Below are 25,021 nucleotides of genomic sequence, written 5' to 3'. Positions count from 1 at the left end.
AGATGTTAAAACACAGTTTTACTTTTTTATGTTTATTGATACTAGCTGGGTGTGCTCAAGTACCACAAAGCAAAGTAGATGATAGAGATCCGCTGCAAAGTATTAATCGTCCATTATACGACTTTAATATGGATGTACTGGATGCTTATTTGTTGCGCCCAGTTGCTGTAGGTTATGTTGAAGTAACGCCTGTACCGGTAAGAAACGGTATTGTTAATTTTACAGGTAATATCACCGCACCTGTAGATATGATCAATGCGGGTTTGCAAGGTAAACCGGGTAATGCAAGTGTGAGCTTAGCACGCTTTTTAGTTAACTCTACTGTCGGTCTGTTTGGTATCTTTGATGTTGCAAGCTCACTAGGTCTTGAAATAGTCGATGAAGACTTTGGACAAACGTTGGGTGTATGGGGCGTGGGTGATGGCGCCTATTTAATGCTACCAGGTATGGGGCCAACAACAGCACGTAACCTGACCGGTGATGTAGTCGACAATTTTGTATTACCTGAAGTTGCGCTAACGACGCCACAGACTATTTTAGTATTTGTTTTAAAAGCAGTTGAGGCGCGTGCATCTTTAATACCACAAGAAGGGCTATTAAATGATTCACTTGATCCGTACTTATTTGTAAAAGATATTTACTTCCAACGTCAAATTTATGAGCTGTACGATGGCAATCCACCAGTTAAAGAAGAACCAGCTGATTTTGATGAAGACTTTTTAGAAAGTTTATAAATACACTGCAGTAGACAAAACGTCAGTATAATACTGGCGTTTTAGTTTTAGAACGATTATGAGAGGTTAGTCATTAGCTTCATCTGTTCATTAGTCCAACTTAACGCTTCGTTATAAGCAACGGGCACTTTTTCACATAAGTTTAGTTCTTTAGCTATTTCATTTGCTGCCGACCAATTCGCTTGTTCATGATATTTAACTAAGTTTAGATATTTCGCTAATAAACCTTCATCATTAAGTAGAGCTGTTTTTATTTTGTTGGACAATGGTAGCTTTAGCATAACCTTTTCCATATTTTCATCTAAAATAGCATCCATTAATGACATTAAGCCGGTTAGAAAAGCAATGCCTGTTTCTTTGAATTCTCCATGATATAAAGCTAATTTCTCTAAAAAACGAGCCCGAGTTAGTGTTAGCCTAATAAGCTCTGTAGGCTTCTCTGCTGAAATTTGAGCTGTAAATAAGAGTGAAAGAAACTTTTGGATCTCATTGATACCTAGAGCTATAAGAGCTTGTTTAATAGTGTTTATCTTTTCATGTCTGATAAAGGCTGCTGAGTTCGCATAACGTAAAAGTTTATATGATAAGTTCACATCCCTTGCAAATATTTCAGCTATTTTTTCTAAGGTAATATCAACTGTTGATGTTTCGTAGAGTAATTCAGCTAGAGCAATTTCAGATGGCGGCAATGCCTTACTTTTAATCATTTCGGGTTTAGAGAAGAAAAAACCTTGAAAATAGTCGAAGCCGAGTTCTAAGGCATAGTTATAAACATCAAGGCTTTCCACTTTTTCGGCTAAAATTTTAATATGCGGATGAAGTTTTAAATCATTAATAATTAAGTTAAGTGTTTCTTTATCTGAAGTCAGCATATCAATTTTAATAATATCTATATACGGATAAAAATGTCGCCAAACTGGCTGATGTATATAATCATCTAGAGCAATAGTATAACCATTATTTTTTAGCTCTTTGACAATTGCTAATAAGCGCTTTCCTGGTTGTACGGTTTCAAGAATTTCCACGACAAGAGTATTTTTTTCTAATAGAGTCGGGTAGCCTTTTACTAGGGTATCTAAAGTGAAGTTGATAAATGCAGGTTTACCATCAGTTAAGTCTTCTATACCAAAATTAAATTGACTACCCTCAATTAACCGTGTTGTTGCTTCATTTCCGTCTATATTAGGGAATACATTATCTACGCCATCACGAAATAATAATTCATAACCAATCAGATTTTTATTTTTGTCTAAAATTGGTTGGCGGGCGGCATAAAAGTACATAAACAATTCCGTTTAAATAATGTTAGACAATATATTAATAATATATTGTAAAAAGGTTTAAATAGCATTAGATATATTTACACCAATAGTGAATTATCATTAGATATCATCTATTTTATTGTTGTTTTTATAGAAATTCTCTTTTTGTATCAAAAGCGTACAGTATGAGTTTTCAAATTAGCTTGCTTTAACTAGTTGGAGATCTCCTCGGAAGGCATGTTATAGTCTGGACAATGGTTTTTATCCTAATAGTGTCTTTATTATAAAACTTTAAGAGTCAATATTCGGATTGAAAGCCTGTTATTAATTACTGTGCGGAGGCTAATTTGGAAACTGGAATGATTATTTCACTAGCGTTATATTTTGTTGTAATGCTGGGTATCGGATTATATGCATACAAGCAATCTACAAGCGATGTATCTGGTTATATGTTAGGTGGGCGAAATTTATCCCCAAGTGTTGCTGCACTGTCTGCAGGTGCATCAGATATGAGCGGCTGGATTTTAATGGGTTTGCCAGGAGCCATGTTTGTTACTGGTTTTAGTAGTACATGGATAGCAATAGGTTTGGTTGCGGGTGCATGGCTAAATTATTTTTTAGTTGCTCCTCGATTGAGGGTTTACACTGAAAAAGCGAATGACTCTATAACCATACCAGACTACTTCTCGAATCGTTTTAATGATAAGTCCAACTTACTTCGTGTTGTATCTGCTGTAGTTATTATTGTTTTCTTTACTCTTTATACTTCATCTGGTGTTGTAGCTGGCGGCAAGCTTTTTGAAAGCTCATTTGGTTTAACTTATGAAATGGGTTTATATATTACTACGGGTGTTGTTGTGTTATATACTTTGTTTGGCGGCTTTTTAGCGGTTAGTCTAACTGACTTTGTGCAAGGTTGTATTATGTTTATTGCACTAATTTTAGTGCCAACGGTCGCTTATTCACTGCTTGAGCAACCTCTAGAATCTACTTTGCATAGTGTGAATCCAGATATGCTTAACTGGATTGGTGCAGGTTCTGCACTAGGTATTATTTCTGCAATGGCTTGGGGTTTAGGTTATTTTGGTCAACCACATATCATTGTACGTTTTATGTCGGTACGTAGTGTTAAAGATATGCCGACTGCTCGTCGTATTGGTATGACATGGATGATTGTGGCAGCCATTGGTGCCGTTGGTACTGGTATATTTGGTGCTGCTTATACTTATGAGAATAATATTGTAGTTGAAGATCCTGAAACGATTTTCTTGATTCTTTCTGAGCTACTATTTCACCCACTTATTGCTGGCTTTTTACTAGCTGCAATTTTGGCTGCCATTATGAGTACTATCTCATCTCAGTTATTGGTCAGCTCAAGCTCATTAACAGAAGATTTCTATAAAACATTTTTACGTAAAGATGCGAGCGATAAAGAGCTGGTTGCTGTTGGACGTATAAGTGTTGCCGTGGTTGCAATGTTTGCTATTTATTTAGCTTATGATCGAGATAGCTCTATCTTAGATTTAGTGAGTAATGCGTGGGCTGGCTTTGGCGCTGCATTTGGACCACTTGTATTGTTCAGTCTCTATTGGAAACGTATGAACTTTGCCGGAGCGTTAGCAGGTATGTTAGTGGGTGCGTTTACTGTGCTAATTTGGATATATGGACCATTTACTATCAATGGTGAAAGCTTAAGTAGCTTTATGTATGAAATAGTACCTGGCTTTATTTTAGCTAGTATTGCAATCGTTGTTGTTAGCTTAGTAACAAAAGAGCCTGAGCAAAACATCACTGTTTTGTTTGATGAAGTAGAAAAAGAGTTATAACCTTATATAGAAGGCAACTATAAGCTTGCCTTCTATTTCTATCTTTAAAACTTCTATATATCAATTACGCCTTGTTACTCGTTTTTTATTTGAGAGTGATTGCAAGTTATATTGTAGTTGTTCTGACTTTAGTTATTAGTTTTCCATGTTTACAGAAAATTAATCGATAGTAGCTTTTATCGACTTATATCGCTTTTGGGTGAATCCATAAGAGTAGGGTGTTAATAAAGTATAATTAGAGTCTGTTAAGCTTTGCGGATTAAAATTCGTTTAAACTAGAAGCTATTTAATCGCGGAGCGAGATTTGTAACCTAGTAAGCTCGGTAGCTGCTCCTGCGGTATCCAACTGTAAGAGTAAATAAAAACTGAGCGCAGTTCCGCGTCCTGCTCACGGCCCCTTACCTGCATCCATGTATGCACCTAAGAGTAAATAGCCCTAGGAAGAACTCTTTGGGCAGCGCCTATTTGTCATTAATGCTACGTTATCGCCCATCTATGGGGCATAACCACACTGCATAGGCTCTGCCTTGCCTTAATATCAAACAGGCTGCTGAAAATTTAACTTTGAAGGTTCAATAGACTTAGTTTCATTTGGAAAAATATATACATTGAGGAGATTTTTCATTTGCCTGAAAATATAAAAATAGTAACAGAAAGATTAATGTTAAAGTTGCTAAACCCATTACCAACACTTGAAAAAAGTGAACAGACTTACTTTGGGCTATGGCAAATATCTGAATTACAAACAGACTTGCCAATTGGTTGTATATTAGTTAAGCCAATGAATTTATTTTCAGAACTACCAGATTTTGAAAATATTGAATTTGGTTGGCGTTTTATAGAAAGAAGTTGGGGAAATGGATATGCCACTGAAGCTGCTAGTAATCTCTTTGATAAGGTTTCTAGCCAAAAAGGTATTAAAATTATCAGTGCAACAGCAGAGAAAAGTAATCAAGCTTCTATTCGGGTCATGGATAAGTTAGGCATGGAGTTTGTGAAAGACATCACGTTAATAGTCGAACAAAAAGAGGTTGAGTCAGTTCTTTATTCTAAGAAACTGTCAGCTCAAGTCTGAGCTAGTACATATACATAGAGTAAATCAGTTTATTGTGAGCCCATACAATTTTACAGGCTCACAAAACAGCTAATTTATAGTGTATTGGTTATTGATCTTCTTGACGCGCTTGCTCAATTTCGTCAGCAATTTCTTGCGCTTTTTGCTTAGTCTTTTCAGTTAACTCGCCAGCAGCTTCTTTGCTTTTAATCCATGCGTCAACCGCAATCTCTTTGCCGTCGTCGTACATGTCTAAGCCCATTGCTTTACTTTGCTCTAATAGCTCGTTTAAAGACTCGTCATTTTTAAGATCGTTAGTTGTCTCTTTAACGTCGTTCCATGCATCACCAAGCTTTTCTTGCATTTGTGCGCTTTTATCTTTTGCATCTTCTTTTACTTCGTTGGCATCTTCACAACCAGTTAATGTAATTAAAGTGCCTAATAAAGCTAAACCTGCTAATTTATTCATGTGCTATCTCCTTTAGAGACTGATAATTAATTCGAGGCAGACTATACAACAATGAAAATGAACGCTCCCGTAACAAAACGATTAAATTTTAAATTAATGAATGAGCATGATTGGCCTCAACTATTTGAACTCGACCAAGACCCAGCTGTAATGCAGTATTTAACACGAGGTGAACCTACCTCTTTGGATCAAATAAAAAATGAGGGAGTGCCTCGTATGCTCGCATATCGAAATGAGCTAAAAGGCTGGGGGCTGTGGAGTATCACTATAAAGCAAAGCAATACATTTATTGGTTGGGTATTAATAAGGCCTATGGACTTTTTTACTGATGCACCAAACTACGGTGATATTGAAATAGGCTGGCGCTTTAAGCAAGCGAGTTGGGGGCATGGTTATGCAACCGAGGCGGCTTTAGCGTTATGTGGTGAGCTTATAAAGCAAGATGACGTTAAGGCGATAAGTGCAACGGCAATAAAAGATAATACGGCCTCTATAAAAATAATGAAAAAGCTAGGTCTGCAATTTATAAGAAACTATACACATACAGATGAGCAAGGCGACTTACCTGCGGTGCTTTATTCAAAAAGTGTTTAAAGATGATTAAATATCAACAGTATAAAGATTGACCTGTTCTTAAGTGACGTGCATTAATAAGAATACGTAACTAAAAATAATAAATTAAGGATGTTGTATGGGATTGCTTTTTTCACCAAGTAAATTAATCGTCAAAAGTGTGCTGGTTTTACAGTTCGCTACTTTTAGTGTTTTAGCGCAGCCTTTGGCGCAAAGCGCGGTCGCAATGCCTGACTCGTTCAGTGCCGATGCGGCTAAAGGTATATTAGAGCAAGGCGGTAATGCTATTGATGCGGCTATTACGGCACAATTTGTACTTGCAGTGACGCTTCCTGAAGCTGGAAATATTGGTGGCGGGGGATTTATGCTTATTCAAAAAGATGGCAAAGGTGATTTTATAGATTATCGCGAAACAGCGCCAACAGCGGCTCATCGAGATATGTATTTAGATGAGCAAGGTAATGTTATTGCAAACAAATCAATATATGGCATTCACGCAAGCGGTGTACCTGGCAGTGTAGCGGGTATGTGGCTTGCCCATCAAAAGCATGGCACTTTAAAGTGGGAAACACTAGTACAGCCTGCTGTAACGTTGGCTGAGCAAGGGTTTGTAGTTCCGCCCAAGTTAGCAAAAGGTGTAAGCAATTATATAGCTCACCTAAAAGAGCAAAAAATAAATGTAAACTTCGAAAAATACTTTGCTGATGTAAAAGCTAATAAAGTATTTAAGCAACCCGAGTTAGCGGCAACGTTAAAGCGTATTCGTGATAATGGCCAAGATGGGTTTTATAAAGGCAAAACTGCAAATATTATTGCTAAATTTATGCACCAACATGGCGGTATAATTAATCAAGATGATTTAAAAGGTTACACCGCTAAATCACGTACACCTATTAAAGCGAGTTGGAATGGTTATGAAGTACTTACTTCGCCACCACCGAGTTCAGGTGGTATTGCTATTTTACAGTGGCTTAAAATGTATGAGTTACAAAAACCAGATGCGGGCTTAGCGCATAACTCTACTCAATATGTACACTTACTTTCTGAAATAGGTAAACGTGTATTTGCAGATAGAGCAGAGTATTTAGGCGATCCTGATTTTTTTGATGTACCAGTCAACGCGTTAACTAATATTAACTACCTTAAAGAGCGCAGTAATGGCATTTCATTAACCGCTATCTCTACTACCGAAAATATTAAACCGGGCCTCAAAGAAAGTGAGCAAACTACTCACTTTTCAATCGTTGATAAAATGGGTAACGCTGTCGCAAATACCACCACAATAAACTTAGGGTTTGGTAGCGGTGTAGTTGTTGAAGGTGCAGGGTTTATTTTAAATGATGAAATGGACGACTTTAGTGCCAAGCCAGGTGTTATGAATGTGTTTGGTGCAATAGGCGGTAAAGCTAACGAAATACAGCCGCACAAGCGTATGTTGAGCTCTATGACGCCTACAATACTCCTTAAAGACAAGACTGTTAAAATGGTGACAGGCTCGCCTGGTGGCACAACCATTATTAGCTCTGTGTACGAATCTATTTTAAATGCGGTAGAGTTTGATATGACTGCAGAGCAGGTTGTAAATAGCCCTCGTTTTCATCATCAATTGTGGCCTAAAAATATAATTAGAACACACATAGGTTTAACCGATAGCGTAAAAGCAGAACTTACAAAAATGGGTTACACCATAGATGAGAATCACTTTGGTGACTTACACGTTATTATTAATAAAGAGGGCCAATTAGATGCCGCTTCTGAAGCGTCAGGACGTGGTAAATCAATTGTTTTTTGAGTCTCTTTGTATTGCCCCTAACTATTTTTGGGGCATTTTACTTATCCAATTGATGGAATTACATTCACTATTTGCATAAATTGCGCGGCAATTATTAATAGCCCTGATGCCCCTGCGATTATTAGCCCAATATTACCACTTCTAACTTTGTAGCCTGTTTTATTTGATGTTTTACGCTGTTTATAAACCATTGCTACAGGTAAAAATATTGCAAGTATGACAAGTGCTATTGCAGCGTAACCTAAAGCCATAATAAAGCCTTGAGGATAAAACAATGCAAAGCCAAGTGGTGGAATAAACGTAATTAAGGCCGTTTTAATTCGGTCCGTTTTATTGTCACCTTTTTTAAATGTATCAGCAAAAAAATCGAATAGTCCTAAACTCACCCCTAAAAATGATGTCGCAAGTGCTAAATCAGCAAATAACTTAACGGCCGTTGCCACATTTGGGTTATGCGCAATACTTGCCACGCTTGATACAAAGCCAGTAAGGCCTTGGCTGTTGAGTAAATCAGCTTGGCTCATAATACCTTGGCTAAGTAGTTGCCAAAAAATATAAATGACTAAAGGCAGGGCGGCTCCAGTAATCATTACTTTGCGCAGTACTTTTATTTCTACACCAACATATTTAACAATGGAAGGAATAGAGCCATGAAAGCCAAACGAAGTAAATATAACCGGTATAGCCGAAAGGATTAACCCTTGTTCTACAGGCATCTCTAATAAGTGTCTACCTTGTACATAAGGGGTTAGCATGTAAAACAAACTAGCTAATACAATAATTTTTATTGTAAATAATACTCTATTTAGTTTATCTACCTTGCTAGTGCCCAGCGTTACCACACTTGCAATAATAACTGCGAGGATCACAGAGCCGAACTGTGGGGCTATATTTGCGTCAAGGCCTATATTTATACGCGCCTGAAGTTGTGCACCACCACCTGCTATATAAGCAGCACATAAAGCGTAAAATAAAAAAACCATCGAAAAATTCGCGATGTATTGTCCGCGTTTTCCAAGCCATAATTTAGCCAACGTATTTAACGTTGCATCGCGTGGTGCATATTGGTGTAGCTCTAACATAAGCAGTGCGGTATAGGTCATTAGTAACCAGCTAGCAATTATTAATGCAAGTGCTGTACTAAACCCAAGCCCGGCAGATGCAATTGGCAATGCCAACATACCCGCACCAATAGTGGTGCCTGCAACAATTAACATGCTTCCAGTTGTTTTATTTTTAAGCACTTAATTACCTTAATTGTTATTAATATACATGCACGATATAACTAGTTACTCAAATCTCAAATAGTTTTGTAATAAAAGAGCAGTATTAAAATGTAACTTACAATTTACAACTGTATTTATTAAGGACTTGAATGCATTTAAAAGTATTAAAATAGGGTGGTGAGGGTATAATTTTATGTACGTTGTATCGCGTTATAAAACGCTAAGGATTGGCATGTGCCGGTAAAAGTATCGTATTTTTTTATGGTTCTCATTTGGTCTACTACACCTCTGGGGATTGTGTGGAGCAGTGAAACAGTATCGCCAACGCTTGCTGTATTAATGCGTATGCTGGTGGGATTGTTTTTAGGTGGTTTAATTGTTGCCATAACAAACATTAGAGTACCTTGGAGCAAAAATGCATGCTTACTTTATTTTTATTCGAGTATAGGTATTTTTGGCGGTATGTTACTGAGCTATATGGCAGCTAAAATAGTCCCTTCGGGTATTATTTCGCTTATGTTTGGCCTTGCACCTATTTTGTCGGGGTTGCTTGCTCAGCAGTTATTAAATGAACCTAAATTTAGCCCGATTAAATTAGTGGCGTTAGCGTGCGCCTTAATCGGCTTATATTTTGTTAGTTATAACCAAGTACAAACCTCGCAAACTCAAGGACTCGGGTTACTTTATGTGTTTATGGCCGTTTGCTTTTTTAGTTTAAGTGGTGTGATGATCAAGCGCGTACAGATTGCGATTCATCCTATGGCAACAACATTTGGTGCCTTAGTTTTTGTAACGCCACTCTTTTTTATTGCGTGGTGGTTATTAGATGGTGAGTTGCATATACAAAACTGGAGTGCAAAATCATTGTGGGCTATTGGTTATTTAGGAATACTTGGATCTTTAGTAGGGGCTTTGGCATATTTTCATGTACTGCAAAACCTAAATGCAAGTACGGTCTCACTTACTACACTTATCACCCCGAGCTTTGCGTTAGGCTTAGGAGCTTGGCTAAACAAAGAGCCATTAAGCCAAGAGCTAATAATTGGTGCAATTATTATTTTAATTAGCCTGGGCCTGTTTATCTTTCAGGATTAAAATTTGTTCAACCTAGGGGCTATTTAATCGCGGCGCGAGGTTTGTAACCTAGTGGGCTAAGTAAAAACCGAGCAACAAAGAGTAAATAGCCCCTAGGCAGAACCCTTCAGGCAGCGCCTGTTTGGCATTAATGCTACGTTATCGCCCATTTATGGGGAATAACCACACTACATAGGCTCTGCCTTGCCTAAATGCCTAAATGCCAAACAGCCTGCTGCAAATTCAACCTCGAAAGACAAATAGGCCCTAAGCTTTTTCAATTTGGTGATAAATTTTTAAAGCGAAAGAAAGTAAACACAAATTAGCTTAACTACATTTTTTCTATTTGAATAATCAAACGACGGTTTTTGTCTCGGCTTAAAATGTTATCGTTATTATCAACAAAACGTTTTTCACCTAAACCGGTTGTTCGTACTTTTGCTTCATCAACACCCAAGCTCACCATGTAATCTTTTATAGTTTTGGCGCGCTTGCGCGATAAATCTAAGTTATTCCAGCGTCCGCCATAACTATCGGTGTATGAGTCAATACTTATGGACTCTATGCTTGCATCGTTTTTTAAATACTCAGCAATCTTATCAAGACGTTGTTGCGAGGATTTAGTTAATTTACTGCTGTTAGATTGATAGTTCATTACAGTAAACGAAATATCTTCAAAGCTGTAAGGGAGTAGCTCATCACGGCATTGTAAAAAAGCCCAGTAAGCTTGTTTAAAGTTTACGCTCGATATACCAACGGCAATTTTATCGGCACTGTTTTGCCAGTCTTGATAATAGAAAGTTGGGTAGTAGCCTTTTTCAAGCTCGCTAAGCATCTCCCATGCGGTTTTATTGCCCAGCTCGCCATCAAACTTTTTAAGTAATTTCATATTTGCAATATCGCGAGCCGGCAACCCTGCACGCCATGTAGGTGGCACTGCTTTTAAGCCTGCAATTGCATAGTTTTCTGGGCGTACAACCATATCTAAATTAAACGTTAAGTTTTTACTTTTACTTGCTGATGCTTTAAAAATAGCTTCACCGTAATAAGGAACTTCATGATTTAATTGGCATTGTAAGCGCGTTGTTTTAACTACTTCCCAGTTGGAGTTGTCTTGGGTTGCTGTATATTGGCGCATAGCAGCTTGCGAGTGAGTGCTGTAAAGCACTGCACTTATACTAAGGCTAATAAATAACAACTTATACTTCATGGTGCTCTCCAGCTATCCGGGAATGCCAATAATTTGGCAAATTAACGACTGCAATGATTAGTTTGTTCTCTGTATAACTAACTTATAAGCTAAAGCAAGTTATGTGCCTACAATTTTAAAGCAATAAATACTTAAATCCCCTAGCCTAGGGGGCATCAATTTTGACATAATAGTCAGCTTACACGTATAAACAAAGAAGACTATGGCAAATACTGAGCAAACACCTTTCGCAAAACGCTTTCGTGGATTTTTTCCTGTTGTTATTGATGTTGAAACTGCAGGTTTTAACAAAGAAACAGATGCTTTGTTAGAAATAGCAGCTTCTGTTTTAAAAATGGATGACGAAGGATTGCTCAGCATAGATCATACGGTTCATTTTCATGTTCAGCCATTCGAAGGTGCTAATATAGAACAAGCAGCCATTGACTTTAACGGTATAGACCCGTTTTCACCATTACGTGGCGCAGTACCTGAAGACGAAGTAATTAAAGAAATATGTAAAGTAGTACGCAAAGCGCAAAAGGCTGCTGGGTGCCAACGCTCAGTTATTGTGGCGCATAATGCCGCATTCGATCATGGCTTTTTAAATGCAGCCATAGAGCGCAATAATATAAAGCGCACGCCATTTCATCCATTTGTAAGCTTTGATACTACATCTTTAGCGGGTTTAGCGTTAGGGCAAACTGTATTAGCAAAAGCATGTAGAGCGGCGGGTATCGAGTTTGATAACAGCCAAGCGCACTCAGCGCTTTACGACACAGAGCGTACAGCCGAGCTTTATTGTTTAATAGTAAACCGCTGGCAGCAATTAGGTGGTTGGCCATTAGCGCCAACCGACGATTGCGACGCTGATGCTGAAGTTGAAACTGACGAAGAAACTAAAACGTCTGAGTAATTTTACCCTCCCTTAGCTTAACTAAGTGGGGCGGGTAAATACGCGAAAATTGTTTAGAACCTTTTGCTATTCTAAGCTGCGTATCAAAGTGCATTAGTATTTTACTTTTAAATAGCGCCTGACAGGCAAGTAATTGGACTATTTTTGTTTGATAAGTAATTTTCGGTTATTTAACGTGCGATTGATGCATGCAATTAAAATAAACCGTTACTAGGCCTTGAGTATCAGTACTTTACTCGGTTATACTGTTTGTACGCTCTGAATTGAGTTACTAAATTCAGGGGCTGATTAGGATTCGACGGAATTCAAGAAGCCCAAGGTGCATGTCGAGGTGCGGTTTGCCTCGTAAAAAAGCCGCAATTTAAAGTAATCGCAAACGACGATAACTACTCTCTAGCAGCTTAGGCTGGCTAGCGCTCCTTCCATGTATTCTTGTGGACTGGATTTTGGAGTGTCACCCTAACACCTGATCGCGACGGAAACCCTGGCCGGGGTTGAAGCGTTAAAACTAAGCGGCCTCGCCTTTATTTACCGTGTTTGTCCGGGACTTAAAGGTTAATTAAATGACAATACTAAACATGTAGTACCGACGGTCGAGGCTTTTCGGACGGGGGTTCAAATCCCCCCAGCTCCACCAATAAAGGTTTTTGAACTCGTTATTCGAAAACCGTAAGAAACCCGCAAATTTGTTAACCCAAATTTGCGGGTTTTTTTATGGGATTTATAAAGTAAAAATAGAGTTTAAGAATTTCTAATTGCACGTAGCTTCATTTTTATCGCGATTATAAAAATACTAAATAACGACAGCATACTTATTAACAACGTTAAATTAAGTATTGGGTTACTTGGCGCGTAGGTACTGACCGGAGAGTTGTTTGTAGTTTGCGAGTTTTGATATTGTCTAATATAACTTTGGCTTATCCAATCTACTGCGTTTATCCATTGTACTTTGGCGGGATCAGTATTGTTGAGTGCCGCCATTGTATGCGTATCATTATTTAAGCTTTTTGAAAGTTGTATCAGTTGCTGCCAAAATTCATTTTTAGGACCTAGGTCATCTATTTCTTGCAGGTGCTGTTGTAATTTATCACCCCCCATCGTTTTTATATCAGCTTGTCCTGTGCTTTGCGCATAGCTATTTATTAGTAATGAAAAGCGATTAAAGTACTTATTGCTTTTTTGCTGTGAAGGGTTAGCTTTTTTATCGTTTGTTACTTTTTGTACCGGTTGATTTAGGCTGTTTTGATCAATCAAATATTGTTTATAGTTTTGGTAACTTAAGTTGTTTGTAGTTTCGTTATTTGGAGTGTCGAAGTTGTTTTTAAGTGCTTTAACACTAATTACTACGCCTATTATGGTAATAATACAAAGTGCGCAATAGCAAAAGTACAATGCACTTTTTAAAGTGTTACGTAGTAGTTTGTATTTATTACAACTTTGCTTAATAGCTGCAGCTGTATTTTGGGCTTCGTTTGTATCTAGGCGTTCGTTTTGTATTGAAATACTTTTGCCATCAGTACTTTCACTAATATGTTTATCTGTGTTTTTACTGTGCTCAGTGAGTGCTATTTGATTATTTTGAGATTGAGAGATTACAGTAATGAGTTGAGGTTCTACTTTAGTAATCAAACCTAGCTTTTTAAGTGAGGATTCTATTTTAACAGCCTCAATACTAGATAAGTCTTTTTTTAAAGCGTAAGCTTTTCCATCAAATAATTGGACAACAATATTTGATGGAATATTAAGAAGTTGGCTAAGTTTTACTTGGGCAGAGGTAAGGTTAGTATTTTGATATAACTGACCATTAAAAACAATTTTAAATGTAGCGCTCACATTAGTACCTTGCTTGTGTAATTCCATTTTTGGAATTTTATTTTTATTATTTGATACACAATGCTAACTTAACAGATAAAAGATATGCTTTCTAATGATTTTTGATTAAAAAAGCCTTAACAAACAGCGTTAAGACTTTTACATGTAGCTGTTACTTTATCGTTTTTCGAGTGATTTTAAAGATTGCTTTTGATCACTTGCTGGTTGGGTTGCTTTGTCTATTAATATTTCGAGTGGTTTATTTCGAACGCACATAAGTACTTTGTTCATTGCTTGGCATGTGCCTGTCGCTTTTTTATCATGGCTTGTGTAGCTGCAATCTTCATTAATGGCTTTTGCTTCACATGCTTCCCAAGGCGCATTTGAGCCGTGGCCTGCATGACTTAGCGCTGAGCATGAGGCAGTAAGTAAAAAGCCATTGGTTAGTGTTTTTATCACGTTAAATATTTTCATTAGTATCTCAGTTAATTATTTGGCCAGAATGCGAGTTATCTTGCGGTAGCACCTTTAAAACAACCAATAAACATGTTTTCAGATACATCGGCTGCATGGTAGTGGTAACCGCGTGTATCGTCGGTGTGGCCTCTACATTCGTCTAAATCAGTGGGTTCTACTCCATCTTCGTTAAGCATGCCAAATATACCAAATCCATCGAGTGCATAACCCATCATGGCGGCATGACCGTCTGATTGGATTTGTGTTTGGCTGCAGCCTGCTTCACCGTGATAGTGATAACCTGCTACTAAGTTAATATGGCCAGCGCAATCATCAAAGGCGGCAATAGTGTATGCGCCCAAAATAGCCTCAACAGGCGCAGGTGCAGCAAGTACAACACCATTGAGAGCAACACCTACATTAGCGTTACCAATACTGCTATTTTGAGTGCCTGCAACGGGTGTTATTGGAATTAAAAATGATTCTGATATGCCGCCATCAACATAATCAATAGAGCATTCTACACAGTGGTTTTGGTATTGTTCTTCTACGTTTGGACGTGCAGCGCCATCACACGATTCTTGTGTGTCGGTTACATTTACAAGGCCTGTACCTTCGTCGTATAGCTGCCAATGACTATCGTTATATAATGTAGGTAGATTTAAGATAAAATCTCCGGTTATATCGTAAACCTCACCGGTGCCATCAAACCAAATACCGGCTTCGTCTGCTGTTGAGGTGATATTTTGAGGGCAAAATACACCAATCTCGTAATTTGAAGGCACACCTGCAATATCAATTTTGTAGCATGAGGCTTCATCGCCATTACTTAGCGTACATGTTTGAGTGGTAATTGATGAAATGAGTGCATCGCTTTCAAAGTTAAAAGGGTCAACTTCTACAACAAAATCGGTTGAAGTATCTGTCGTAGTGCCCTCATTTGTGGTTGTTTCAGTTACGACGCTACTCTCAGTATCGCTACCGTTACAGGCAGTTAAACTCAGTACGAGTATGCACACTGCAAGCAGCGTTAAAATTGGTGCGTTAAATCTTCTCATCAAAAATATCCGGTAGTGAAGTTGGATGTATAATATTTGTTAAATGTGCAAACAAAGTGCAAAAATAACGCAACATAGTACATAGCCTGCGATAGAGTTGCTATAAACGTGTGTAGTACCTTTTATTGTTTAAAATACTGAGACTTAAAAGTACTTAAATAGGCAGTGGAGTTTTATGGATTTTTTATTTCCTGACAGCATGTCTTTATTTCTGTTTTTATTGTTAATGATCACCGCTGGCTTAACTTCTTTTATATCTGCTGCATTTGGGGCGGGTGGCGGATTAATGCTGCTTGTTGTTATGGCGTCGTTTATGCCTATGGCAGTTGTTGTGCCTGTGCATGGTTTAGTACAGCTTGGCTCTAATGCGAATAGGTTCTTACTCAGCTTTAAGCATATTGATAAAAGCATGTTTGTATATTTTGCGTTAGGCGCCTTAGTAGGGGCGGGGTTATCAAGTTTTGTAATTGATGATATATCGCTTGATGCTATGAAGTTAGTGGTCGCTATTTTTGTTATTTATTTACTATGGGGTAAAACGCCACCTATAAAATTAACCTCTAAGGTGTGGCGTATGATTGCCGGTGGAATAACTACTTTTATTTCTATGTTTGTGGGGGCAAGTGGCCCATTAGTTGGTAGCTGCTTATATATAAATAATTACGAAAAGTTAAAATTTACGGCAACGTTTTCGAGCATTATGAGTGTGCAGCATTTATTAAAAGCGATAATTTATGGTGCTGTTGGTTTTAGCTTTTGGCAATCGGTGCCGCTTGTAATTGCTATGATAATGAGTGGTATTGTAGGTACTTGGTTTGGAATCAAATTACTTAAAAGTATGTCAGGGGATAAATTTAACGTTATTAACACTGCAACTAGGTTGGCAAGGGGTAAAAATATTACTCCACTAGTAAAAGTGGAGTAATAGTCTTTAAATAATAAAGCTTATTTAACAGCGGCTTTAATTGGTTTGTCGCCATCAAATAACTCAAAAATGCGGTTACTAATAAATGAGTTGGTGGCAATATGCAATAATGCATTGGCTACGTTTTCGCGGCTAATTTTAGCTTTTGAGCTGTCACTTGGTCGCTGCGTCGTTACTTGCATTGAAGCGCTCTCATCAGTCAGTGTACCAGGGCGAACAATCGTGTAATTTAAACCACTATTGATTAAGTGCTCGTCAGCCATGTGCTTAGCAACTAAGTAAGGTTTTAAATCACCTTGAATCGAATCTGGATCGTCAGCACCAATTGAGCTGACCATGATAAAGTGTCTAACGCCATGTTCTTTAGCAAAGGTAGCTGCTTTAGTTGCAGCCCACAAATCTATGAGTACAGTTTTATCATCGCCTGTACTTCCACCAGAACCAGCAGCAAAAATCACTTGGTCACAGCCTTTCATTGCATCACCAAAATCGCCTTCAAGATCTTGCTCAACAATAGTTAAAAAAGCGCTGTTTAAATCACTTAACTTATTTTTGTCACGCACTAATGCCACAACATTTTGCTCATTTTCTAAAAGTAGCTCAGTTGCCATTTTACCTATTTGTCCGCTTGCGCCAATAATTAGGGTCTTACTCATAATTAACTCCTTCCAATAAATAGTAAAAGTAATGTGCTTACAAATAGACTTTGGGGTAGGGGATTATTTTTAAAGGGCAATAAATAGTTTAAATGAGCTAATCTTAAAAAAAACTTTAATTAAAATTCTATACTTAACTGAGCATTAAAATTAGCTGCTTTTGACGTGTTTTTTAGAGTTTTTTATTTGGTTGTTATGCTTTTTAGATATTGTCGCAATGGTATAAATTAACAATATTTTTTTGGTAGTTATTTTTAGTTGGAGATGCTTTGATTATAATTTTTAAAGCGGTGTTTTTTAGCCTATCAAAAAGCACCGCAGTTGCTTAAATTTTATTTCGAATTAAATCTCGCACTATAAACCGAGCAGGGTGAATAGCTTGACTAACACGCTCGCTTAATGGGCGAGGCTCGTTATTTAAACAGCTTATAAGATGTTCAGCACTTAACGGTGCGCTACACAACGCGCGGGCACCAAAGCCGGTAAAAATATGTAGACCTTGTTGTGGCTTATTAAGTTTCTCATATTGGTAGCGTTTACCTAAACGTAGATTAGCAAAAGCCATAGTGTAATCACTTTTCTCGCACCATTGACCTGCCATTGGCAGGTGATCTATAAATGTACAGCGGACAGCCGCTTTTGCCGAGGTTATATCGCCAAGGGTGGAGGCAAATTCACTTTGGTCGTAAAAATTAAGTAACTGCTCTTTATTGGTTAAGTTGTCTTGCTCGGTAACTTGGCGGCTTTTTGTGTTTTTTTCAAATGTGGCGCCCATACAGTGTCGATCTAAATAAGCCGGAGTAAAATAGCCTTTATGGCACAGCACTGTTTTAAGTTTGCGTGATTGCTCACTTGCCTCTATGTGTGAAACTTGTCCGCGCACGCCTACTATTGGTAGCACTTTTGTTTGCTCAAATGCATCACTGTGCTCGCCCGCACAAATAATTACATCACTAAAAGGACCTAACGACTCATCATTCGTTAATAAGAACCAACCGCTTTCAGTTTTTTTTAGCTGTTTTATATTGCAGTTAAATACGCTTTTAAATGGGCTTAGGTTATTTGCAGCCTTTAGCATGGCGCTTACTAATTGTGGTGGGTTAACCCAGCCGCCTTGTTCAAAAAATACGCCCGAATAACCTGTTTTTACACCCGCTATTTCGTCGCTTAGCTCTGCGGTTACATTACGCATCAACTGAGTTGGCCACAGCTGTTTTTGTGCTAAGTTTTCATGTTTATCGGCCAGAGGCTTTTTTACCGCGTGTTGTAATACGCCGCACCAGTCATGATCGAAGTTGAAGCCACGTTTAAGTAAATTACTATAGACGCGTTTTGCATATAAAAAGCTATGTGCAAACAATTCACTATGTGGTGAATTTTTAGCTTGTAAATGAGGATAAATAGCACCTTGCACATTATGTGATGCGCCCATTGCTGGCCTTTCATCTTGGCACAAAAGTGTACTTTTAATTCCACGCTTTGCTAGGCTATATAAAATACAGCTACTGGCGATACCACCGCCAATTACAGCCACCCTTTGAAGAGAGCTCGAGTCTTGATTAAAGTAAGCTGGGCCGGACTGTTTTGCATTGGCTTTGGCAAGGTGCCCTATAATCATTTCTCGTTTTCGGCCAAAACCTTTGACTTTTTGGACGTTAAAGCCAGCTTCAATAAGCCCTCTGCGTACAAAACCTGCAGCAGTAAAGGTTGCAAGTGTTGCATTGTTTCTAGATATATCGACTATCGAATTAAACACGCTTTGTTGCCACATATCAGGATTTTTACTTGGTGCAAAGCCATCTAAAAACCAAGCATCAACTACTCCTGATTTTGCAAAGCTCATTGTGTTTATAGAGTCGAGTACATCGCCAAAATATAAATCGAGCAGCACTTGACCATTATTAAATTCTAGACGGTGACAACCAGCTAAATTTAGGGGGTATTGTTCAAGCAATTGTTCACTTAATGGAGTTAAGGTAGGCCAGGCTTTTAAAGCTTGCTTTAAATCACTTGCTTTTAATGGATATTTTTCGAATGAGATAAAGTGCAGACGCTCTACACTTTTTTCACAGTCGGTTTGAACTTGTGCTTGCTTTAGGTGGTCAGTAAAGCATTGTAATGCATTTAAAAAGTTTAAACCGGTACCAAAACCAGTTTCGGCAATAACAAAATGTGATTGGTCATGATTTTGTAACCGTGCATCTATATTGTTTTGTTTATAAAACACATAATGAGATTCGGCTAGACCATCGTCGTCAGAAAAATAAACATCGTCAAAGTTATCAGCAACAGGCGTACCTAAATGATTGAAGTGTATTTGGGCGTTTTTTATCATTACTTATTAAATTTTATAAAACAGTATATTTTAAATTATTTTACGGGTTTTCTTTGAAATAGTCTGGAGTTATTTATAAGCTAGAACTTCAGAGTACATGTGTACGCTAGAAAGCTGACCACTTAGCTATTAAAAACAGCGTAAAATAGAACATAATTTAGTACTAAGCTAAGGGAATTACCCATGAGAAGAGCCGTAATTACAGGTATCGGTGTTGTATCAAGCATCGGTAATAATAAAGAAGAAGTATTAGAATCGTTGAAATCCGGAAAAAGCGGTATCGCGTTTAACCAAGAATTTGCCGATTATAAGTTACGTAGTAACGTATCGGGTAAAATTGATATTGATGTTAAAGAGCATGTTGACCGTAAAGCGATGCGTTTTATGGGAGACGCAGCAGCTTATTCTTACATCTCAATGCAACAAGCAATTGAAGATGCAGGTCTAACTGACGAGCAAGTATCTAACGAACGCACTGGCCTATTAGTTGGTTCTGGTGGTGGTTCGTCTAAATGGCAAGTTGAAGCGGCTGATATTTTACGTGAAAAAGGCGTAAAGCGTGTAGGTCCTTATATGGTTCCACGGACGATGGCGAGTACAACGTCTGCTTGCTTAGCAACTCCTTTTAAAATTAAAGGGGTTAACTACTCAATTAGTTCTGCGTGTGCAACGTCTGCACATTGTATTGGTCATGCGGTAGAGCAAATTCAACTTGGTAAGCAAGATGTAATTTTTGCGGGTGGTGGTGAAGAACTCCATTGGACGTTGGCTATGGAATTTGACGCCATGGGTGCACTTTCAACTAAGTATAACGAAACACCAGAGCAAGCATCTCGTACATACGATGCGAACCGCGATGGGTTTGTTATCTCAGGTGGTGGTGGCATTGTTGTTGTTGAAGAACTTGAACATGCACTTGCGCGTGGCGCGCATATTTATGCTGAAATTGTTGGCTATGGCGCCACATCTGATGGCTACGATATGGTAGCACCATCGGGTGAAGGTGCAGTGCGTTGTATGCGTCAAGCAATGCAAGATGTAGAGAGCGTTGATTACTTAAATACTCATGGTACATCTACTCCTGTAGGTGACGTAAAAGAGCTTGGTGCAATTCAAGAAGTATTTGGTGGTAACTCACCGATGATCAGCGCAACTAAAGCAATGACGGGTCATGCCCTAGGTGCAGCAGGTGTTCACGAAGCTATTTTCTCATTATTGATGTTAGAGCACAGTTTTGTAGCGCCTTCAATTAATATTAATGAGTTAGATGAGGAAGCAGCAGGGCTGAATATTGTGACTGAGCGCCTTGATGTAGAACTGAATACTGTAATGTCTAATAGCTTTGGCTTTGGTGGTACTAATGCCACATTAGTTATGAGTAAATATAAAGATTAATTCTTTTTCTCTATACAGTGATAAAAAGCCGGGCAATGCTCGGCTTTTTAGTTTGTGTAAAGGTAAGGTAGTTCGTTACAATAGCGCTTCACTTTCCAAACGGGCTCCCCAATGAAGATTTTTGCCGATCAAAACATGCCTTTAGTTGAGCAGTATTTTGCAGACTTTGGTGAAATAACTCGCTTTGATGGTCGGAATCTAAGGCCCGATCAACTTATTGATGTAGATGTCCTTCTTACACGCTCGGTAACTAAAGTTAATAGCAGTTTGCTAGCACAAGCAAATAAACTTAGGTTTGTAGGCACAGCAACCATTGGTGTTGATCATATTGATACACAACTACTCAGTGATAGAGCTATTGCATTTAGCAGCGCACCTGGGTGTAATGCTATTGCAGTGGCTGAGTATGTAATAAGTAGCCTATTTGCACTAAGCCAAGAAAACGCACAGCCGCTGTGTGGGCGAACAATTGGTATTGTAGGGGTTGGTAATATAGGCAGCTGTTTAGCAGACAAGTTAAAAGCGCTTAATGTTGACATTTTATTATGTGACCCACCTAAATATGAGCAGGGCTTACTGAATGAGCATGTAGATCTTGATGAGTTGCTCGAACGCTGTGATGCGGTTACTTTCCATGTACCCCTTGTTAAAAGTGGCGAGTATAAAACGCTGCACATGATGAATAAAAACCGATTAAAAGTACTTAAGCCAGGACTGACATTAATTAATGCAAGTCGAGGCGATGTGATTGACAACCAAGCATTACTTGAGGTTATGGAAGGGGGAGCGGATCTAGATTTAGTGCTTGATGTATGGGAAAAAGAACCCAATATTTCAATTAAACTACTAGAGCATGTTCGTTACGCTAGCGTGCATATTGCGGGGCATACACTTGAGGGAAAAGCACGAGGTACACAAATGCTGTATCAAAAACTGTGTGAATTAGAAGATGTTGAGGTGAGTAAATCGCTGGATGATTTTTTACCAACACCTGCTATTACGAATACAACTGTTACGCAAAATCTTAATGAGCAAGATATTGCCCGTTTGGTACATTTAATTTATGACGTACGTCGCGATGACGGAATTTTACTTCGTCACTTAGAGAGTGATGGCTTTGATAGTTTGCGTAAAAACTATCCGACAAGGCGAGAGTTTAGTACGTTATTGTTACAAGGTAATAGCCCACAACTAGCAGCACTTAGTCAACTTGGCTTTAGCATAGCTGAATAATTATTTAACTAGCGATGTTGTTTTAATGTCGTTTATAGAGGAAGAAATATGTCGCAAAAATATAACGTTGCCGTACTTGGCGCTACTGGTTTAGTAGGCCGTCAAATCATTGAAACACTAGCAGAACGTAAGTTTCCTGTTGATCAGCTTTTTTTACTTGCTAGCAGCCGTAGTGCGGGTGAAGACATAAAGTTTCGTGGTGAGACCATTGAAGTACTTGACGTTGAAGGCTTTGATTTTAGCCAGGCGCATATAGGCTTGTTTTCTGCTGGTGGCAGTGTATCTGAAAAGTATGCTCCTATTGCTGCTGATGCCGGCTGTATTGTAATCGATAATACATCACAGTTTAGAAATGACTTTGAAATCCCACTAGTCGTGCCTGAAGTTAATGCTTCAAGTATTGCCGATTTTAGAAATCGTAATATTATTGCTAACCCTAATTGCTCAACTATTCAGATGATGCTGGCACTTAAGCCAATTTACGATGCATACGGTATAGACCGTATTAATGTATCTACTTATCAAGCTGTTTCAGGCGCAGGGAAAGAAGCTGTGGACGAGTTAGCAAAGCAGACTGCTAATTTAATGAACGCTCGTCCAATGGACAATGAAATATTCCCTAAGCAAATAGCGTTTAATGCTATTCCACAAATTGATGTGTTTGAAGATAACGGTTATACCCGCGAAGAAATGAAAATGGTAAACGAAACTCATAAAATTCTAGGTGATACCACAATTGCAATAAATCCAACATGTGTACGCATCCCTGTATTTTTTGGTCATTCTGAGTCAATCAATATTGAAACACGTATGCCATATGATTTTGAGCAAGTGAAACAGTTATTGAAAGATGCACCAGGGTTAGAACTGATTGAAGATGAAGGCGACTACCCAACTGCTGTGTCTGATGCTAGTGGTAACGATACTGTATATGTAGGCCGTCTTCGCGCTGATATTTCACACCCGCATGGCTTGAATATGTGGGTCGTAAGTGACAATACTCGAAAAGGTGCGGCCACTAACAGTGTACAAATTGCAGAAGAGTTAATCGCTAATTATTTATAACCAAAAGGTAATTAGGGATATTAAAAGGCGGTAAATTTTAAAAGTTTACCGCTTTTTGTTTTTAGGGTTGCCAATATATTGCCGCTTATATTTATATATAATCGAAACACCTTGATTTTTCACAATAAAATAGTATAAGCGCTATAACTTAAGGTATTTATTTTCAAGGTGTTGCAATGGATATTAAGTTATAACTGGTTTATAGTTTATAACTGGAATGGAGCTTGCAATAAAAATAGTCTGTAATAAAAAATTAGAATCAACAGTTTGGTTGATTATGGCAAGAATAATTAATACTTGTGTAATTAAAAGTACTTGTTACGCAAAATTTATACATTAAAGGATCAGCATGCGCGGTTTAGCTTTACTTATTATATTAGCGTCTGCATTGGTAGTAACTCCGCTTTACTCTCAAGACAGTACTACCCAATTAAAGGGCCCCAAGGGCTCTAATGATGTTGTACAAGGGCGAACTATTGGGCCAATAAAACCAACTGACACGCTTTGGCGTATTGCCGCTAAAGTACGCCCTAGTAACGCGGTTAGTATTTACCAAGTTATGCAGGCTCTGTACAACAAGAACCCGAATTCATTTTTAGAGCAAAACCTTAACCACATGCGAAGTGGTTCTTTTTTAAAAGTACCGAGCTTGGCAGAAATAAGAAACATAAACCCAAAATTAGCTAAGCAGCGTTCAGAAAAAGATGATGAGTTATGGGAGAAAAAGAAAAATGCTACATCTAATACAAGTGAAGTTATTGAAGGTGATATTAAAGGAACCCAAGCACTTAAAGCTGATGTAGACGACGCAAAGAAAATATTACAACAAGAATTAAATGAAATAAAAACAGAGCAAAGCACTAAATTGGTTGAATTACAGCAACAGTTTAAAAATTCGGTGAATAATGTTGAAGAAATTGTAATTGAAAATAATAATCTAAAAAAGCAGTTAACAGGTATATCACAAGAGCTTGAAAAAGTCCGTCTACAGCTTGATCAAGATAGTGAAATACAGCAACAACTGAAAGACTTAATTGAAAAACAAAATCAAATAATAATACAAGAAAAAGAGACCGAATCAGAAGAAGGAATGCTTTCAAATCCCTTAGTGTTATCGTTATTAATGACGATTCCTGCTTTATTAATTATTTTTGCTATTGTGATGTTCTTACGCAAGCGCTCTAATAATGATGAAGGCGAATTCCCCCCTGAAATGACAAACCTAGATGGAAACAATTTATCATCAGAGAGTTTCGATAAGCAAGTTGAACCTGAAATAGCAGATGATTTAAGTGTCCAATTAGATGACAGCCTCGAAAGTGAAATGCTTCCGGATGATGAGCATGAATTTACGGACTCATTAGATGATAATTTAGATGACGCTTCCGAGAGTGACTTACTTGATCAAGATGAGCTAGAAAGTTTATTAAAAGATGACGTTGTTTTTGCCGATGAAGATATTGACGGTGATGATAATGAACTCGATATATTTATGCAGCAAGACTTTGATAACCCTTTGGATAATAACTCAAATGAATCTATTGATTTAGAATCTTCTGAGATTGAAGGTGATATTTTAACATCTGATGTTTTAGACAGTTTATTTGATGCCGATGAAAGTTCTTCTGGAAACGATAACGAAGAAGATAACAGCTTAGAGTCATATGATGAAATGGCAGCTCTTAGTGAAGAGTTAGCTAACGATTCTGATGATTTTGATATAGATAGCTTAATCGATGAAGCAGGCGAGTCTGAAGAGGCGGCTTTAGGTGAGTTATCTGATGATGTGGATGCTTCGTTGGTTGAAGAATCAGACGAGTTTGATTTAGATGATATAGATAGCTTAATCGATGAAGCAGGCGAGTCTGAAGATTCGGCTGTAGGTGAGTTATCTGATGATGTGGATACTTCGTTGGTTGAAGAAGTAGACGAGTTTGATTTAGATGATATAGATAGTTTAATCGATGAAGC

General features: G+C 38.1%; 20 protein-coding genes, 1 other RNA gene and 1 pseudogene. 13 read left to right on the top strand and 9 right to left on the bottom strand.

Translation table 11 applies throughout. The features are described 5' to 3' along the window. Nucleotides 1-2: 2 nt before the first annotated feature. Nucleotides 3-734: an MlaA family lipoprotein gene (locus tag V6260_RS09540; RefSeq protein WP_182682688.1), complete on the top strand. Its 732-nt coding sequence runs from the start codon at nucleotides 3-5 to the stop codon at nucleotides 732-734. 56 nt (nucleotides 735-790) lie between these two features. On the opposite strand, the gene V6260_RS09535 is transcribed toward V6260_RS09540, so the two are convergent. Next, nucleotides 791-2,017, bottom strand: a complete 1,227-nt coding sequence (locus V6260_RS09535; protein WP_341593852.1) for an EAL and HDOD domain-containing protein — start codon at nucleotides 2,015-2,017, stop codon at nucleotides 791-793. Between the two features lie 326 nt (nucleotides 2,018-2,343). Between V6260_RS09535 and putP the strand changes: the two genes are divergently transcribed. Both putP and V6260_RS09525 read left to right on the top strand, forming a co-directional pair. Beyond that, a complete protein-coding gene (putP, locus tag V6260_RS09530) occupies nucleotides 2,344-3,822 on the top strand; it encodes a sodium/proline symporter PutP (RefSeq protein ID WP_341593851.1) in 1,479 nt (492 codons plus the stop codon). A 625-nt stretch (nucleotides 3,823-4,447) separates the two neighbouring features. Then, complete coding sequence (locus V6260_RS09525; protein ID WP_341593850.1) at nucleotides 4,448-4,897, top strand: GNAT family N-acetyltransferase; 450 nt, start codon at nucleotides 4,448-4,450, stop codon at nucleotides 4,895-4,897. 88 nt (nucleotides 4,898-4,985) lie between these two features. Here the strand turns inward: V6260_RS09525 and V6260_RS09520 are convergent, their stop codons facing one another. Then, the gene (locus V6260_RS09520) at nucleotides 4,986-5,345 is read right to left on the bottom strand and encodes a hypothetical protein (protein WP_341593849.1); all 360 of its coding nucleotides are present in this window, start codon (nucleotides 5,343-5,345) and stop codon (nucleotides 4,986-4,988) included. Between the two features lie 51 nt (nucleotides 5,346-5,396). Here V6260_RS09520 and V6260_RS09515 point away from each other — a divergent pair, with 51 nt between their 5' ends. Continuing rightward, nucleotides 5,397-5,939 carry a GNAT family N-acetyltransferase gene (locus V6260_RS09515; protein WP_341593848.1) on the top strand — a complete coding sequence of 181 codons (543 nt, stop codon included), beginning with the start codon at nucleotides 5,397-5,399 and terminating at the stop codon, nucleotides 5,937-5,939. A 97-nt stretch (nucleotides 5,940-6,036) separates the two neighbouring features. After that, nucleotides 6,037-7,710, top strand: coding sequence for a gamma-glutamyltransferase (gene ggt, locus V6260_RS09510; RefSeq protein WP_341593847.1), 1,674 nt, complete (start codon nucleotides 6,037-6,039; stop codon nucleotides 7,708-7,710). Between the two features lie 41 nt (nucleotides 7,711-7,751). On the opposite strand, the gene V6260_RS09505 is transcribed toward ggt, so the two are convergent. Continuing rightward, nucleotides 7,752-8,954, bottom strand: a complete 1,203-nt coding sequence (locus tag V6260_RS09505) for an aromatic amino acid transporter (RefSeq protein ID WP_341593846.1) — start codon at nucleotides 8,952-8,954, stop codon at nucleotides 7,752-7,754. Nucleotides 8,955-9,170: 216 nt separating this feature from the next. Here V6260_RS09505 and V6260_RS09500 point away from each other — a divergent pair, with 216 nt between their 5' ends. Beyond that, a complete protein-coding gene (locus V6260_RS09500; RefSeq protein WP_341593845.1) occupies nucleotides 9,171-10,031 on the top strand; it encodes a DMT family transporter in 861 nt (286 codons plus the stop codon). A gap of 310 nt (nucleotides 10,032-10,341) precedes the next feature. Here V6260_RS09500 and V6260_RS09495 read toward each other — a convergent pair whose 3' ends face one another. Then, nucleotides 10,342-11,220: a flagellar protein MotY gene (locus tag V6260_RS09495; RefSeq protein ID WP_341593844.1), complete on the bottom strand. Its 879-nt coding sequence runs from the start codon at nucleotides 11,218-11,220 to the stop codon at nucleotides 10,342-10,344. 202 nt (nucleotides 11,221-11,422) lie between these two features. Here V6260_RS09495 and rnt point away from each other — a divergent pair, with 202 nt between their 5' ends. Both rnt and ssrA read left to right on the top strand, forming a co-directional pair. Next, the gene (gene rnt, locus V6260_RS09490) at nucleotides 11,423-12,115 is read left to right on the top strand and encodes a ribonuclease T (RefSeq protein WP_341593843.1); all 693 of its coding nucleotides are present in this window, start codon (nucleotides 11,423-11,425) and stop codon (nucleotides 12,113-12,115) included. Nucleotides 12,116-12,395: 280 nt separating this feature from the next. Further along, nucleotides 12,396-12,752: a transfer-messenger RNA gene (gene ssrA / locus V6260_RS09485) on the top strand. A 104-nt stretch (nucleotides 12,753-12,856) separates the two neighbouring features. On the opposite strand, the gene V6260_RS09480 is transcribed toward ssrA, so the two are convergent. The 3 genes from V6260_RS09480 to V6260_RS09470 all read right to left on the bottom strand — a co-directional run bounded on the left by V6260_RS09480 (nucleotide 12,857) and on the right by V6260_RS09470 (nucleotide 15,441). Continuing rightward, entirely contained in the window at nucleotides 12,857-13,948 is a 1,092-nt protein-coding gene (locus V6260_RS09480; RefSeq protein WP_341593842.1) for a hypothetical protein, read from the bottom strand. Nucleotides 13,949-14,104: 156 nt separating this feature from the next. Then, nucleotides 14,105-14,401: a hypothetical protein gene (locus V6260_RS09475; protein WP_341593841.1), complete on the bottom strand. Its 297-nt coding sequence runs from the start codon at nucleotides 14,399-14,401 to the stop codon at nucleotides 14,105-14,107. Nucleotides 14,402-14,436: 35 nt separating this feature from the next. After that, a complete protein-coding gene (locus tag V6260_RS09470; protein ID WP_341593840.1) occupies nucleotides 14,437-15,441 on the bottom strand; it encodes a YHYH protein in 1,005 nt (334 codons plus the stop codon). A 175-nt stretch (nucleotides 15,442-15,616) separates the two neighbouring features. On the opposite strand from V6260_RS09470, the pseudogene V6260_RS09465 reads away from it, so the two are divergent. Next, a pseudogene (locus tag V6260_RS09465) lies at nucleotides 15,617-16,352 on the top strand (sulfite exporter TauE/SafE family protein). A gap of 34 nt (nucleotides 16,353-16,386) precedes the next feature. On the opposite strand, the gene V6260_RS09460 reads toward V6260_RS09465, so the two are convergent. Then, complete coding sequence (locus V6260_RS09460) at nucleotides 16,387-17,022, bottom strand: NAD(P)-binding oxidoreductase (RefSeq protein WP_341593839.1); 636 nt, start codon at nucleotides 17,020-17,022, stop codon at nucleotides 16,387-16,389. Nucleotides 17,023-17,347: 325 nt separating this feature from the next. After that, a complete protein-coding gene (gene mnmC, locus V6260_RS09455) occupies nucleotides 17,348-19,357 on the bottom strand; it encodes a bifunctional tRNA (5-methylaminomethyl-2-thiouridine)(34)-methyltransferase MnmD/FAD-dependent 5-carboxymethylaminomethyl-2-thiouridine(34) oxidoreductase MnmC (protein WP_341593838.1) in 2,010 nt (669 codons plus the stop codon). A gap of 183 nt (nucleotides 19,358-19,540) precedes the next feature. Between mnmC and fabB the strand changes: the two genes are divergently transcribed. From fabB to V6260_RS09435, 4 genes are all read left to right on the top strand, one after another. After that, nucleotides 19,541-20,752 (top strand): beta-ketoacyl-ACP synthase I, encoded by a 1,212-nt coding sequence (gene fabB / locus V6260_RS09450; RefSeq protein ID WP_341593837.1) that lies wholly within the window; start codon nucleotides 19,541-19,543, stop codon nucleotides 20,750-20,752. Nucleotides 20,753-20,863: 111 nt separating this feature from the next. Next, a complete protein-coding gene (locus V6260_RS09445) occupies nucleotides 20,864-21,985 on the top strand; it encodes a 4-phosphoerythronate dehydrogenase (protein ID WP_341593836.1) in 1,122 nt (373 codons plus the stop codon). Between the two features lie 48 nt (nucleotides 21,986-22,033). Next, the gene (locus V6260_RS09440) at nucleotides 22,034-23,050 is read left to right on the top strand and encodes an aspartate-semialdehyde dehydrogenase (RefSeq protein ID WP_341593835.1); all 1,017 of its coding nucleotides are present in this window, start codon (nucleotides 22,034-22,036) and stop codon (nucleotides 23,048-23,050) included. Between the two features lie 349 nt (nucleotides 23,051-23,399). Further along, nucleotides 23,400-25,021: FimV/HubP family polar landmark protein (locus V6260_RS09435; protein ID WP_341593834.1), on the top strand; the 1,622-nt coding region annotated here is incomplete at its 3' end.

The sequence above is a fragment of the Pseudoalteromonas aliena genome, assembly GCF_038155085.1.
Classification (GTDB): Bacteria; Pseudomonadota; Gammaproteobacteria; order Enterobacterales; family Alteromonadaceae; genus Pseudoalteromonas; species Pseudoalteromonas aliena_A.
Note: the sequence above shows the minus strand (reverse complement) of the source record. Positions and strands in the feature narration are given on the sequence as shown.

Bases quoted from the DNA above. Each gene is read 5' to 3' on its own strand.
- V6260_RS09540 (WP_182682688.1), top strand. From the start codon at position 3: ATGTTAAAACACAGTTTTACTTTTTTATGTTTATTGATACTAGCTGGG.
- V6260_RS09440 (WP_341593835.1), top strand. From the start codon at position 22,034: ATGTCGCAAAAATATAACGTTGCCGTACTTGGCGCTACTGGTTTAGTA.
- V6260_RS09470 (WP_341593840.1), bottom strand. From the start codon at position 15,441: ATGAGAAGATTTAACGCACCAATTTTAACGCTGCTTGCAGTGTGCATA.
- V6260_RS09445 (WP_341593836.1), top strand. From the start codon at position 20,864: ATGAAGATTTTTGCCGATCAAAACATGCCTTTAGTTGAGCAGTATTTT.
- V6260_RS09475 (WP_341593841.1), bottom strand. From the start codon at position 14,401: ATGAAAATATTTAACGTGATAAAAACACTAACCAATGGCTTTTTACTT.
- V6260_RS09460 (WP_341593839.1), bottom strand. From the start codon at position 17,022: ATGAGTAAGACCCTAATTATTGGCGCAAGCGGACAAATAGGTAAAATG.
- mnmC (WP_341593838.1), bottom strand. From the start codon at position 19,357: ATGATAAAAAACGCCCAAATACACTTCAATCATTTAGGTACGCCTGTT.
- V6260_RS09515 (WP_341593848.1), top strand. From the start codon at position 5,397: ATGAAAATGAACGCTCCCGTAACAAAACGATTAAATTTTAAATTAATG.
- V6260_RS09520 (WP_341593849.1), bottom strand. From the start codon at position 5,345: ATGAATAAATTAGCAGGTTTAGCTTTATTAGGCACTTTAATTACATTA.
- ggt (WP_341593847.1), top strand. From the start codon at position 6,037: ATGGGATTGCTTTTTTCACCAAGTAAATTAATCGTCAAAAGTGTGCTG.
- V6260_RS09535 (WP_341593852.1), bottom strand. From the start codon at position 2,017: ATGTACTTTTATGCCGCCCGCCAACCAATTTTAGACAAAAATAAAAAT.
- rnt (WP_341593843.1), top strand. From the start codon at position 11,423: ATGGCAAATACTGAGCAAACACCTTTCGCAAAACGCTTTCGTGGATTT.
- V6260_RS09495 (WP_341593844.1), bottom strand. From the start codon at position 11,220: ATGAAGTATAAGTTGTTATTTATTAGCCTTAGTATAAGTGCAGTGCTT.
- fabB (WP_341593837.1), top strand. From the start codon at position 19,541: ATGAGAAGAGCCGTAATTACAGGTATCGGTGTTGTATCAAGCATCGGT.